Source organism: Vineibacter terrae (assembly GCF_008039615.1).
GTDB classification, from domain to species: domain Bacteria; phylum Pseudomonadota; class Alphaproteobacteria; order Reyranellales; family Reyranellaceae; genus Vineibacter; species Vineibacter terrae.
Genome location: NZ_VDUZ01000015.1, coordinates 143,706 through 155,845, shown reverse-complemented (window position 1 = coordinate 155,845; position 12,140 = coordinate 143,706). Strand labels below are relative to the sequence as shown.

At 69.3% G+C, this 12,140-nt stretch carries 10 protein-coding genes; 5 read left to right on the top strand and 5 right to left on the bottom strand.

The window, feature by feature from the left end:
• Positions 1-284: 284 nt before the first annotated feature.
• Positions 285-1,388 carry a TRAP transporter substrate-binding protein gene (locus tag FHP25_RS15270; RefSeq protein WP_147847798.1) on the bottom strand — a complete coding sequence of 368 codons (1,104 nt, stop codon included), beginning with the start codon at positions 1,386-1,388 and terminating at the stop codon, positions 285-287.
• A 181-nt stretch (positions 1,389-1,569) separates the two neighbouring features.
• Here FHP25_RS15270 and FHP25_RS15265 point away from each other — a divergent pair, with 181 nt between their 5' ends.
• The 5 genes from FHP25_RS15265 (at position 1,570) to FHP25_RS15245 (ending at position 6,218) form a co-directional block, all read left to right on the top strand.
• The gene (locus FHP25_RS15265) at positions 1,570-2,745 is read left to right on the top strand and encodes an ABC transporter substrate-binding protein (RefSeq protein ID WP_147847797.1); all 1,176 of its coding nucleotides are present in this window, start codon (positions 1,570-1,572) and stop codon (positions 2,743-2,745) included.
• Between the two features lie 190 nt (positions 2,746-2,935).
• The gene (locus tag FHP25_RS15260; protein WP_147847796.1) at positions 2,936-3,796 is read left to right on the top strand and encodes a branched-chain amino acid ABC transporter permease; all 861 of its coding nucleotides are present in this window, start codon (positions 2,936-2,938) and stop codon (positions 3,794-3,796) included.
• A gap of 7 nt (positions 3,797-3,803) precedes the next feature.
• The gene (locus tag FHP25_RS15255) at positions 3,804-4,763 is read left to right on the top strand and encodes a branched-chain amino acid ABC transporter permease (protein ID WP_147847795.1); all 960 of its coding nucleotides are present in this window, start codon (positions 3,804-3,806) and stop codon (positions 4,761-4,763) included.
• Positions 4,760-5,512: an ABC transporter ATP-binding protein gene (locus tag FHP25_RS15250; RefSeq protein ID WP_147847794.1), complete on the top strand. Its 753-nt coding sequence runs from the start codon at positions 4,760-4,762 to the stop codon at positions 5,510-5,512. The genes FHP25_RS15255 and FHP25_RS15250 overlap by 4 nt, the downstream gene beginning before the upstream one ends.
• Positions 5,505-6,218 carry an ABC transporter ATP-binding protein gene (locus FHP25_RS15245; RefSeq protein WP_147847793.1) on the top strand — a complete coding sequence of 238 codons (714 nt, stop codon included), beginning with the start codon at positions 5,505-5,507 and terminating at the stop codon, positions 6,216-6,218. The genes FHP25_RS15250 and FHP25_RS15245 overlap by 8 nt, the downstream gene beginning before the upstream one ends.
• A 13-nt stretch (positions 6,219-6,231) precedes the next feature.
• On the opposite strand, the gene FHP25_RS15240 is transcribed toward FHP25_RS15245, so the two are convergent.
• The 4 genes from FHP25_RS15240 to FHP25_RS15225 form a co-directional block, all read right to left on the bottom strand.
• Positions 6,232-8,811, bottom strand: coding sequence for a TRAP transporter permease (locus FHP25_RS15240; protein ID WP_147847792.1), 2,580 nt, complete (start codon positions 8,809-8,811; stop codon positions 6,232-6,234).
• A gap of 65 nt (positions 8,812-8,876) precedes the next feature.
• Positions 8,877-9,854: a TAXI family TRAP transporter solute-binding subunit gene (locus FHP25_RS15235; RefSeq protein WP_147847791.1), complete on the bottom strand. Its 978-nt coding sequence runs from the start codon at positions 9,852-9,854 to the stop codon at positions 8,877-8,879.
• Between the two features lie 22 nt (positions 9,855-9,876).
• The gene (locus FHP25_RS15230) at positions 9,877-11,211 is read right to left on the bottom strand and encodes an aspartate aminotransferase family protein (RefSeq protein ID WP_147847790.1); all 1,335 of its coding nucleotides are present in this window, start codon (positions 11,209-11,211) and stop codon (positions 9,877-9,879) included.
• On the bottom strand, positions 11,208-12,101 hold the full coding sequence (locus FHP25_RS15225; protein ID WP_147847789.1) for a MurR/RpiR family transcriptional regulator: 894 nt from the start codon (positions 12,099-12,101) through the stop codon (positions 11,208-11,210). The genes FHP25_RS15230 and FHP25_RS15225 overlap by 4 nt, the downstream gene beginning before the upstream one ends.
• Positions 12,102-12,140: the final 39 nt, after the last annotated feature.

The window sequence follows — 12,140 nt, the reverse complement described above, 5'->3', positions numbered from 1 at the left end:
GAGCCGCTGCCGGGGGCGCGCCCCCGGCAGCGGCCAGCGGCGGCACCGAAAGTGTAACCGATGTATCCGGTCCAAAGTGTTACCTATGTATCCGGTCTAAAGTGTTACCGATGTATCCGGTCGTACAGAGGGGCCCGCGCGCAGCGCGGGAGGGTGAGGGATACGAACGGGCAGGCTCGGCTTTGCGGCGCATGGCCTGATCGTGCCTACCCCTCACCTTCCCATGCCTTCGGCATGGGCCCCTTCCTCTCCCCGCTCGCGCGGGGAGAGGAAGAATACGCCCATCAGCGCTTCTTGCTGGCCTGCTGGGAGAACACGAAATTGTCGAACGTGTTCTCGGCGACGCGGAACCACAGATACTGCTCGTCGCGGAACGGCTTCCACGACTCGTAGATCTTCTTGAACTTGGGATTCTTGGACGCCATCTCGTCGTACAGCTCGAGCGCGATGTCGTAGGCGGCGGCCATCATGTCGCGCGGGAACGGCCGCAGCTCGGCCCCGGCCGCAACCAGGCGGCGCAGCGCGCCCGGGCTGCCGGCATCATACTTGGCCAGGGCCCAGTTCATCTGCTCGCTGGCGACGGCCTGGATCGCCGTGCGGTAGCTCGCGGGCAGCTTCTCCCATTCCTTCAGGCTGCAGAAGACGCCGGTCTGGGTGCAGCCCTCCCACCAGCCGGGGTAGTAGTAGTACTTCGCGACCTTGGCGAAGCCGAGCCGCTCGTCGTCGTACGGGCCGACCCACTCGGCGGCGTCGATCGTGCCCTTCTCGAGCGCCGGATAGATGTCGCCGCCCGCGATCTGCTGCGGCACGACGCCCAGCCGGCTCAGCACCTGGCCCGCGAAGCCGGCGATGCGGAACTTCAGGCCCTTCAGGTCGTCGAGCGACTTGATCTCGCGACGGAACCAGCCGCCCATCTGCGCGCCGGTATGGGCGATGGGCACGTAGACGCAGTTGTAGTCCTTGAGGAAGTCGTTGATCAGCTCCAGGCCGCCGCCGGCGATGATCCACGCATTGTGCTGGCGCGTGTTCATGCCGAAGGGCAGCGTGGTCGCGAACGAGAATGTCGGATCCTTGCCGACATAGTAGTAGCCGGCGGTGAAGCCGGACTCGACGGTGCCGTTCTGCACGGCATCGATCACCTGCAGGGCCGGCACCACCTCGCCGGGCGCGAACCACTTGATCTGGAACTTGCCGCCGGTCAGCTCGCCGACACGCTTCACGAACTCGTCGCTGACCGTGGTGGCGATGTCCAGGTTCTTCGGGAAGCTGGACGTCAGGCGCCAGCGCACCTCCGGCATATCCTGCGCGATGGCCGGCGCGGCAACGGCGTGCGTCGCGACCGCTGCCGAGCCGATACCGGCCGTCTTCATCAAACCCCGTCTTTTCATCGTCGTTGCCCATGCTGCGCACGATCATGATTGACGTGCGCGCCGAGCGTAGCCTTCGCGTCGCGCCGCGGACAGCATGGCGGCACTGCAGTGCTGCCGTGCGGCGATTGCGTGCCGGCCTTCCCTCCGCCGGCGCACCGGACTACGCTGCGCCGGATAGCGAATGAACGGGGAGGATTGCATGCGCAGGCGTATGCTCATCGGCGCCATCGGCGGTGCCGCGGTGGCACTGGCGGCGAGCGGCGCGATGGCCCAGGAGGTCGTGAAGGTCGGCCTCATCCTGCCGATGACCGGCCCCTTCGCCTCGACCGGCAGGCAGATCGAGGCGGCGGTCCGGCTCTACATGGCCCAGAACGGCACCACGGTGGCGGGCAAGAAGATCGAGCTCATCGTCAAGGACGACACCGGCGTCGCCGACGTCACCAAGCGCCTGGCGCAGGAGCTGGTGGTCAACGACAAGGTCGCCTTCCTGGCCGGCTTCGGGCTCACGCCACTGGCGCTGGCCACGGCGCCGGTCGCCACCGAGGCCAAGGTGCCGCAGATCGTGATGGCGGCCGGCACGTCCATCATCACCGAGCGCTCGCCCTTCATCGTGCGCACCAGCTTCACGCTGCCGCAGAACACGCTGCCGATCGCCGACTGGGCGGCCAAGAACGGGATCAGGAAGGTCGTGACCCTGGTCAGCGATTTCGGCCCCGGCCTGGATGCCGAGAAGACCTTCGAGGAGCTGTTCACCAAGGCCGGCGGCACGGTGCCGGAGAAGCTGCGCGTGCCGCTGCGCAATCCCGATTTCGCGCCCTTCCTGCAGCGCGCGGCCGACGCCAAGCCGGATGCGCTGTTCGTGTTCGTGCCGTCCGGGGCGGGCTCGGCGGTGATGAAGCAGTTCGCCGAGCGCGGCCTGGACAAGGCCGGCATCAAGCTGATCGGCCCCGGCGACGTCACCGACGACGACATCCTCAACGACATGGGCGATGTCGCGCTGGGCGCGATCACCAGCCACCACTATTCGGCGGCGCATGATTCGCCTGAGAACAAGGTGTTCGTCGAGGCCTTCCGCAAGGCGACCAACGGCATGCGGCCCAACTTCATGGCGGTCGGGGGTTGGGACGGCATGCACCTGATCTACCAGGCGCTGGCCAGGACCGGCGGCAAGACCGACGGCGAGGCGCTGGTGGCGGCGATGAAGGGCATGCATTGGGTCAGCCCGCGCGGCCCGATCTCAATCGACCCTGCCACGCGCGAGATCGTGCAGAACGTCTACGTGCGCAAGGTCGAGCGCGTCGACGGCCAGCTCTACAACATCGAGTTCGCCACCTTCGAGGCCGTGAAGGATCCGGCCAAGGCGGCGAAGCAATAGCCCCTCTCCGCCCGCGCAGTGGGGAGAGAGGGAGGGGCCCACGCGAAGCGTGGGAGGGTGAGGTGGGTGCTCGATACAGACATGATCTCTCCTGAAGCATCTCGTTCGGCTTTGGCACCCACCTCACCCTCCCATGCCTTCGGCATGGGCCCCTCCCTCTCCCCCCGCTGCGCGGGCGGAGAGGTGTGACATGCTCACCATCCTCTTCGACGGCCTCGCCTACGGGATGATCCTGTTCGTGCTGGCGTGCGGGCTGGCGGTGACGCTGGGGCTGATGAACTTCATCAACCTGGCGCATGGCGCCTTCGCCATGGCCGGCGGCTACATCACCGTGCTGCTGATGGGCCGGCTCGGCGTGCCGTTCCTGTGGTGCCTGCCGATCGCCTTCCTGGCCACGGCGCTGGCCGGCGCCGCGCTGGAGCGCACGCTGTACGTCCATCTCTACAGCCGCCCGCACCTGGACCACGTGCTGTTCACCATCGGGCTGGTGCTCATGGCGGTGGCCGCCGTCGACTATTTCCTCGGCGCCCAGCAGCAGATCATCCGTCTGCCGGCAGCGCTGCAGGGCCGCATCGAGGTGCTGGGGATCAGCATCGGCATCTACCGCCTGTTCGTCATCGCCGTGTGCGGCGCGCTGGTGGTGGTCCTGCAGTCGATCCTCGCCTTCACCCGCTTCGGCAGCCGGCTGCGCGCCGCGGTCGACGACCCGCGCGTGGCGCGCGGGCTGGGCATCGACGTCAACACCGTGTTCGCGCTCACCTTCGCCGTCGGCTCGGGCCTGGCGGGCCTGGGCGGGGCGCTGGGGGCCGAGATCCTCGGCCTCGACCCGACCTTCCCGCTGAAGTTCATGATCTACTTCCTGATCGTGGTCACCGTCGGCGGCACCACCAGCATCACCGGCCCGTTCCTGGCCTCGATCCTGCTGGGCGTCGCCGACGTCGCCGGCAAGTACTACCTGCCCAAGCTCGGCGCCTTCGTGATCTATGCCCTGATGGTCGGCGTGCTGCTGTGGCGGCCGCACGGCCTCTTCACCCACCGCGGCGCGCGGTGAGGACGCCATGACGGCGCGACGCTGGGAATGGGCGTTCTGGATCGCGGCGATCGCCGTGCCGTTCCTGTTTCCCGGCAAGAGGCTGCTGATCAACGAGATCGCGATCCTGGCCCTCTTCGCCCTGTCACTCGACCTGCTGCTGGGCTATGCCGGCATCGTGTCGCTGGGCCATGCCGCCTTCTTCGGTGTCGGCGCCTATGCCGCCGGCCTGCTGGCCAAGCACGGCCTGACGGAGCCCGTGGCCGGCCTGCTGCTGGCATCGGGCGCCGCGGCCGTCGTCGGGTTCCTCAGCAGCTTCCTGGTGCTGCGCGGCTCGGACCTCACGCGGCTGATGGTGACGATGGGCGTGGCGCTGATGCTGCTGGAGGTCGCCAACCGCTTCGATGGCGTCACCGGCGGCGCCGACGGCCTGCAGGGCGTCACCATGGGGCCGGTCCTGGGCCTGTTCCGCTTCGACCTCTTCGGCCGCACCGCCTGCGCCTACAGCCTCGCGACGCTGCTGGTGCTGTTCCTGATCGCCCGCCGCATCGTGCGCTCGCCGTTCGGCCTGTCGCTGCGCGCCGTCAAGGGCAACCGGCTGCGCGCCGCGGCGGTCGGCGTGCCGGCCGACGCGCGACTGGTGGCCATCTACACCATCGCCGCCGCCTATGCCGGCGCCGCCGGCGCCCTGCTGGCGCAGACGACGCAGTTCGTGTCGCTCGACGTGCTCGACTTCCATCGCTCGGCCGACGTGCTGCTGGTCCTGGTGCTGGGCGGCTCGGGCTATCTCTATGGCGGCCTGATCGGGGCGGCGATCTTCAAGCTGATGCAGGACTGGCTGGCGGCGCTGACGCCGCAATACTGGCAGTTCTGGATCGGCCTGGTGCTGGTGCTGGTCGTGCTGGCCGGGCGCGAGCGCCTGTCGGCCACGGCCGCGCGCCTGTGGGCGCGGCTGGCGCGACGTCCCGCGCGCGAGCCGCCGGCATGATCGCGGCGCTCGAGACCGTCGGCCTGCGCAAGAGCTTCGGGGCGCTGGCCGCCACGCGCGACGTGTCGCTGCGCATCGAGGCCGGCGCCCGCCACGCGCTGATCGGGCCCAACGGCGCCGGCAAGACGACGCTGATCAACCTGCTCAGCGGCGTGCTGCGGCCCGATGCCGGCCGCATCCTGCTCGACGGCGCCGACATCACGTTCCTGCCGCCGCACCGCCGCGCCCGGCGCGGCATGACCCGCACCTTCCAGATCAACCAGCTGTTTGCCGAGATGACGCCGCTGGAGACGGTGGCGCTCGCCCTGTCGGAGCGGCGCGGCCTGGGCCGGCGATGGTGGCGCACCCTGGCAGCGCATGCCGACATGCTCGACGAGGCGGCGGCGCTGCTGGCGCGCTTCGGCCTGGGCGACGCCATGCGCCTGCGCGCTTCGGTCCTGCCCTACGGCAAGCAGCGCCTGCTGGAGATCGCGATCGCGATCGCCGGCGGCCCGCGCGTGCTGCTGCTGGACGAGCCGGCGGCCGGCGTGCCCGAGGACGAGCGCCACGAGATCCTGTCGATCGTGGCGGCGCTGCCCGACGATGTCGCCGTAGTGCTGATCGAGCACGACATGGACCTCGTCTTCAGCTTCGCGCGCCGCATCTCGGTGCTGGTCGACGGGGCACTGTTCGTCGAGGGCTCGCCCGAGGAGGTGGCGCGCGATCCCGGCGTGCGCCAGGTCTATCTCGGCGAGGCGCGCCATGGCTGAGCTGCTGGCCGTCGAGCGCCTGCGCGCCGGCTACGCCGAGGCCGTGGTGCTGGACGGCGTCTCGCTGTCGCTGCGCGAGGGCGAGGCGCTGGCGCTGCTGGGGCGCAACGGCGCCGGCAAGACGACGCTGATCACCAGCCTGCTGGGGCTGACCACCTGGCGCGCCGGCAGCATCCGCCTGGCCGGCCGCGACATCACGCGGCTGGCGCCGGAGCGGCGGGCGCGCGCCGGCATCGGCTGGGTGCCGCAGGAGCGCAACATCTTCCGCTCGCTGTCGGTCGAGGAGAACCTGACCGCGATCCTGCGGCCGGGGCCGTGGAGCGTGCCGCGCGTCTTCGAGCTGTTCCCGCGGCTGGCCGAGCGGCGGCGCAATCTCGGCGACCAGCTCTCCGGCGGCGAGCAGCAGATGCTGGCGATCGCGCGGGCGCTGGTGCTCAACCCGCGCCTGGTGCTGCTCGACGAGCCGCTCGAGGGCCTGGCGCCGATCATCGTCGAGGAGGTGCTGGCCGCCCTGGGCCGCATCCTGCGCGACGAAGGCCTGGCGGCGATCGTGGTCGAGCAGAAGGCGCGCCAGGTGCTGGCCGTGACCGACCGCGCCGTCATCCTCGACCGCGGCACGGTCGTGCACGACGGGCCGAGCGCCGCGCTGCTGGCCGATCCGCGCCTGCTGGAAGCCCGGCTCGCGGTCGGCGACAAGGGCGCGTGAGGCCGGCTCGTGCTTACGCCGCCGCCCGCCGGCGGCGCTGGTTGAGCAGGATCAGGATATAGAGAAGAATGGCCGGGATCGCGAACCAGTAGGGCGACATCCGCTCGGCCGGGACCGTGACGGCCAGGATCGTGTCGCCCGGCAGGATGCCGTTCTTGGCCACGGTGCTGCCCAGCCGGACATTGGCGACGGATACCTTGTCGCCCAGCGTGCTGAGAGTGAGGCCGGCGGCCTTGAGCCGGTCGGCCCCGGTCTCGCCCCTGCCCATGTCGACCCGGATCAGCTTCTGGATATCCTCGCCGTCGATGTTCTGCGTCTCGATGCGCAGCCGCAGCGCATGCCCGGCAGACGTCTGGTCGGCCACCGCCATCAGGCTGCCGGCCGGCCGGTCGACGAAGGGCTCGCTGATCTGGTCGAGCCAGAAGCCCGGCCGGAACAGCGTGAAGCAGATCAGCAGCAAGGCGACGGTCTCGTACCAGCGGTTGCGGACCAGCAGCCAGTTCTGCGTCGCCGCGACGAAGGTGAACATCGCCAGCACCGAAGCGGCCAGCACGAAGACCAGCTCGAGCGGCCCGGGGATATCGATCATCAGCAACGCATTGTTGAAGATGAAGATGAAGGGCAGCAGGCCGGTACGGATCTCGTACATGAAGCCCTGGAACCCGGTCTTCACCGGGTCGGCGCCGGAGATCGCGGCGGCGGCATAGGCCGCGAGCCCGACCGGCGGCGTCACATCGGCCATCAGCCCGAAATAGAAAACGAAGAGATGCACCGCGACCAGCGGCACGGCGAGGTCGTTCTGCGCCGCGAGGTTGACGACCACCGGCGCCATGAGGGTGGCGACGACCACGTAGCTGGCGGTGGTCGGCATCCCCATGCCGAGCACGATGCAGATGGCCGCCGTCAGGACCAGCATCGCGATCAGGTTGCCGCTGGAGACGAACTCGACGATCTCGGTCATCACCAGGCCGATGCCGGTCAGCAGCACGACGCCGACGACGATGCCGGCGGTCGCGGTGGCGATGCCGACCGTGGTCATGTTGCGGCCGGCCGCGTCCAGGCCCTCGATCAGCTCGCGCCAGCCCTGCCGCCAGGGCGCGCCCAGATCGCGCTGGCCGCGCAGCAGCGCCGTCAGCGGCCGCTGCGTGAGCAGCAGCAGGATCAAGGCGGCGGTGCCCCAGAAGCCCGACAGGCCGGGCGACAGCTCCTCGACCATCAGGCACCAGATCAGGACGCCGACGGGCAGCAGGAAGTGCAGGCCGGTGCGCGCCGTCTCGCCGAAGTCGGGCACCTGGACGAAGCCCCGCTCGGGATCGTCGAGCGGCAGGTCCGGATGCCGGGCGCGATAGGCGACGAGGCCGACATAGGCGCCAGCCAGCAGCACGGCGGCGATCGGCGAGGCCAGGCCGCCGAACACGTCCTTCATCCAGCCCAGCCCGTAGTAGACGATGCCGCACAGGACGATGAAGCCGGCGATGCCCATCAGCGTGCGGATCAGCGACGTCATCAGCGGATGCCGGCGGTGGACCGGCAGGCCCCGCATGCCCTGCTTCATCGCCTCGATGTCGACGATGTAGAACAGCGAGCCGTAGGTCAGGATGGCCGGAAAGAAAGCGTGCTTCACGACGTCGGAATACGGGATGCCGACATACTCGGCGATCAGGAAGGCGGCCGCGCCCATCACCGGCGGCATGATCTGGCCGTTGACGCCGGCAGCGCACTCGATGGCGCCGGCCTTGGTGGCGCTGTAGCCGACCCGTTTCATCAAGGGGATCGTGAAGGTGCCGGTGGTCACCACGTTGGCGATCGACGACCCCGAGATCATGCCGGTCAGCCCGGAGGCGACCACGCCGGCCTTGGCCGGCCCGCCGCGATAGCGGCCCAGCAGGGAGAAGGCGAGCTGGATGAAGTAGCCACCCGCCCCCGCCTTCTCGAGCAGCGTGCCGAACAGCACGAACATGAAGACGACGTTGGTCGAGACGCCGAGCGCGACGCCGAAGATGCCCTCGGACGTCAGCCACATCTGCGAGGCGGCACGCGACAGGCTGGCGCCCTTGTGCGACAGCAGGCCCGGCAGCCAGGGGCCGGCGAACATGTAGGCGATCATCAGCGCGGCGATGACGGTGATCGCCGGGCCGACGGCGCGCCGCGCGGCCTCCAGCAGGACCAGCACGCCGATCACGGTGATGACGATGTCGGCGGTCGTCGGCAGGCCGGGCCGTTGGATCAGGTCGCGATAGAAGACGATGAGATAGAGCGATGCGATGACCCCGCCGGCGGCAAGCGCCCAGTCGGCAAGAGGAATGCGATCGCGTGGCGAACTCTTGAAGGCGGGGAAGGTCGTGGCGGCGAGGAACAGCGCAAAGGCGAGATGGATGGCGCGCGCGAAATTATCGCTGATGATGCCGAAGCCCAGCATGTACGGCAGCGGCGAGGCGTACCACAGCTGGAAGATGGACCAGGTGACCGCGACGACGAAGATGAGGCGCGCCACGGCGCCGGTCGGCTTGCGGCCGCCGGTGTCGGCTTCCGCCACCATCGTCTCGAGCTCCTCGCGGCTCAGCGTGCGATCGGAAGCGCTCTTGCCGTTCATGCGTCCCTGCTCTTTCTTGATTGGCAAAAGGCCGGCCCGTGATCCGGGCCGGCCCTTTGGAGGGGCTACATCCAGCCCTTTTCCTTGTAGTACTTGATGGCGCCCGGATGCAGCGGCGCCGACAGGCCGTCCTTGATCATGCGCTTGGGATCAAGCGTGGCGAAGGCGGGGTGCAGCTTCTTGAAGTCGTCGAAGTTCTCGAACACCGCCTTCACGAGCTGGTAGACGACCTCGTCGTCGGACTTGGCCGAGGTGACGAGCGTCGCCAGCACGCCGTAGGTCTTGGTCGGATTCGGGTTGTTGGCATACATGCCGCCCGGAATGACGGCATCCGCGTAGTAGGAATGCGCCTTCACCAGCTTCTCGATCGCCGGCCCCTCGAGCGCGATCAGCCTGGCGCCGCAGGCCGTGGTCGGATCCTGGATGTTCGCCGACGGATGGCCGACGCCATAGAAGAAGCCGTCGATCTTGTTGTCGCACAGCGCCGGGCCGTGCTCGTCGGCCTTGAGCTCGGAGGCCAGCGCGAAATCCGACAGCTTCCAGCCCAGGGCGGCCAGCAGCTCCTCCAGCGAGTTGCGGGTGCCCGAGCCCGGATTGCCGACATTGAAGCGCTTGCCCTTGAAGTCCTCGAACTTGCTCACGCCGGCATCCTTGCGCGCCAGGACGGTGAACGGCTCGGGGTGGATCGAGAAGACCGAGCGCAGATCGCCGAAGGCGCCGGCGCCCTTGAACGGGCCTTCGCCCTTCAGCGCCTGGTACTGCACGTCCGACTGCGTCATGCCGAAGTCGAGCTCGCCCGCCTTGATGGTGTTGACGTTGTACGCCGAGCCGCCGGTCGATTCGACCGAGCAGCGGATGCCGTGCGCCTTGCGGTCCTTGTTCAGCAGCCGGCAGATCGCGCCGCCCGCCGCGTAGTAGACGCCGGTGACGCCGCCGGTGCCGATGGTCACGAACTTCTGCTGCGCCTGCGCCATGCCGGGAAATGCCAGCCCCAGCGCCACGGCGCCGGCGGCCAGCGCCGCAATACCAAATGTTCTCGTCATTTCACCCCTCCTTCACCAAATGCTACGTCGCAACGCCGGCGATGGCGGCATCGACAGCGCCGCCCAGCCGCTCGACGATGGTCTCAATATCCTGTGGCTGGACGATGAACGGCGGCGCCAGCAGCACGTGATCGCCGTGCACGCCGTCGATGGTGCCGCCCATGGGATAGACCAGCAGCCCGCGCGCCATCGCCTCGGCCTTGATGCGCGCGTTGAGCTTGAGTGCCGGATCGAACGGCCGCTTCTCGGCGCGATCGGCCACCAGCTCGATCGCCTGGAACAGGCCGCGGCCGCGGATGTCGCCGACATGATGGTGGTTGGCGAAGCGCTCCTGCAGGCGCCGCCGCAGCAGGGCGCCCTGCTGCACGACATTGTCCAGCAGCTTGTCGCGGCGGATCACGCGCTGCACCGCCAGCGCCGCGGCGCACGACACGGGATGGCCGATATAGGTGTGACCGTGCTGGAACAGGCCGGAGCCGGCGCTGATGGCGTCGATGACCTTGCCGCCCACCAGCACCGCGCCGATCGCGGCGTAGCCGCCGCCCAGGCCCTTGGCGATGGTCATCAGGTCGGGGCTCACGCCGTCCTGCGTGCACGCATGCAGCGTGCCGGTGCGGCCCATGCCGCTCATCACCTCGTCGAGGATCAGCAGCACGCCATGGCGGTCGCAGACCTCGCGCACCTTGCGGAAATAGCCCGGCACCGGCGGCACCGCGCCCGCCGTGGCGCCGACCACGGTTTCCGCAACGAAGGCGATCACGGTGTCCGGCCCGAGCGCGCGGATCTTGGCGTCGAGCTCGTCGGCCAGGCGCTGGCCGTACTGCTCGGCCGTCTCGTCGTCGCGCTTGCCGCGGTATTCGAAGCAGGGCGAGACGTGGTGTGTCTCGATCAGGAGCGGCGCGAACTGCTTGCGCCGCCACTCGTTGCCGCCGACGGCCAGCGCGCCCAGCGTGTTGCCGTGGTAGCTCTGGCGCCGGGCGATGAAATGGCGCCGCTGCTTCTCGCCCTTCTCGACGAAGTACTGGCGCGCCAGCTTGAGCGCCGCCTCGATGGCCTCGGAACCGCCCGACACGAGATAGACATGCGACATGCCCGGCGGCGCATGCGCGATCAGGTCATCGGCCAGCGCTTCGGCGACATCGGTCGTGAAGAAGCTGGTGTGCGCATAGGCCAGGGTGTCGAGCTGCGCGTGCATGGCCGCCAGCACGTCGGGATGGCCATGGCCGAGGCAGGACACGGCGGCGCCGCCGCTGGCGTCGAGATAGGCCTTGCCGTCGCGGTCGTGGATGTAAAGTCCGCGCGCCGTGGCCGCACGCGGATAGTCGTGCCGGATCAGGCGGTGCAGGATATGTGTCATGTCGGTACCCGTCGTCGCTCGCTGCCCAGGGCATAGATATCCAGCGCCGCCAGCTCGGCTTCGGTCGCGGCGATGGCATCGAGCGCCGCCTCGCCGCGCTGCGTCGCCAGCAGGGCGGCCAGGAGCTCGACGACCGCGAAGGCCGGCAGCATGGTGTGGAAGAACGACGGCGAGTCCGTCGGCACGACGATCACCGCCTGCGCCTGGCGCGCCAGGGGCGAGGCCGTGCTGTCGGTCAGCGCCACAACCTGCAGGCCATGTGTCACGGCATGGCGCACGAGGTCGAGCGTGGCACGCACATAGGGCTTCACGCTGACCGCCAGCAGCGCGTCGCTTGCGCCGCCGCCGCGCAGCGCGTCCGAGCCGGTGCTGCCGGCACCGTCGATCAGACGGCAGTCGGTGCCGATGAACGACGCCACATAGTGGAAGTGGAACGCCACGCTGAAGCTCGAGCGCAGGCCCAGCGCGAACAGCCGCCGGGCGCCGCCCAGCGCCCGGGCCGCCGCCCGCACCTGCGCCAGCACCTCGCCATCCCCCAGGCGCTGCACATTGCCGGCGGCCATCGCCAGCATGTCACCGAGCAGGCCGCCCTCGCCGTCCGCCTTGCCGCGTGCCACCAGGGCGCCGCCCTTGTCGGCAAAGCCGATGGCGCGCCGCCGCACCGCCTGGGCATAGAGGTCGCGCACGTTCTCATAGCCATCGAAGCCCAGGCGCTGCGCCAGGCGCGTCATGGTCGCCGGCGGCACGCCGGCGCGCTCGGCCTGGCCGCGCATGCTCAGCAGCGCCACGTCGTCAGGGTGGTCGAGCATCCAGAGCGCCGCCGAGCGCAACTGCGGCGGCAGCGTGTCGAGGGTGTCCAGCAACTGGTGGTGCAGCGGCGCTGCGGGCATCGGGGCAGCCTAGGACGGCACACGCGTGATTGCAACATA

Coding starts and splice junctions, on each gene's coding strand:
- FHP25_RS15270 (WP_147847798.1), bottom strand. CDS start 1,388: ATGAAAAGACGGGGTTTGATGAAGACGGCCGGTATCGGCTCGGCAGCG.
- FHP25_RS15265 (WP_147847797.1), top strand. CDS start 1,570: ATGCGCAGGCGTATGCTCATCGGCGCCATCGGCGGTGCCGCGGTGGCA.
- FHP25_RS15260 (WP_147847796.1), top strand. CDS start 2,936: ATGCTCACCATCCTCTTCGACGGCCTCGCCTACGGGATGATCCTGTTC.
- FHP25_RS15255 (WP_147847795.1), top strand. CDS start 3,804: ATGACGGCGCGACGCTGGGAATGGGCGTTCTGGATCGCGGCGATCGCC.
- FHP25_RS15250 (WP_147847794.1), top strand. CDS start 4,760: ATGATCGCGGCGCTCGAGACCGTCGGCCTGCGCAAGAGCTTCGGGGCG.
- FHP25_RS15245 (WP_147847793.1), top strand. CDS start 5,505: ATGGCTGAGCTGCTGGCCGTCGAGCGCCTGCGCGCCGGCTACGCCGAG.
- FHP25_RS15240 (WP_147847792.1), bottom strand. CDS start 8,811: ATGAACGGCAAGAGCGCTTCCGATCGCACGCTGAGCCGCGAGGAGCTC.
- FHP25_RS15235 (WP_147847791.1), bottom strand. CDS start 9,854: ATGACGAGAACATTTGGTATTGCGGCGCTGGCCGCCGGCGCCGTGGCG.
- FHP25_RS15230 (WP_147847790.1), bottom strand. CDS start 11,211: ATGACACATATCCTGCACCGCCTGATCCGGCACGACTATCCGCGTGCG.
- FHP25_RS15225 (WP_147847789.1), bottom strand. CDS start 12,101: ATGCCCGCAGCGCCGCTGCACCACCAGTTGCTGGACACCCTCGACACG.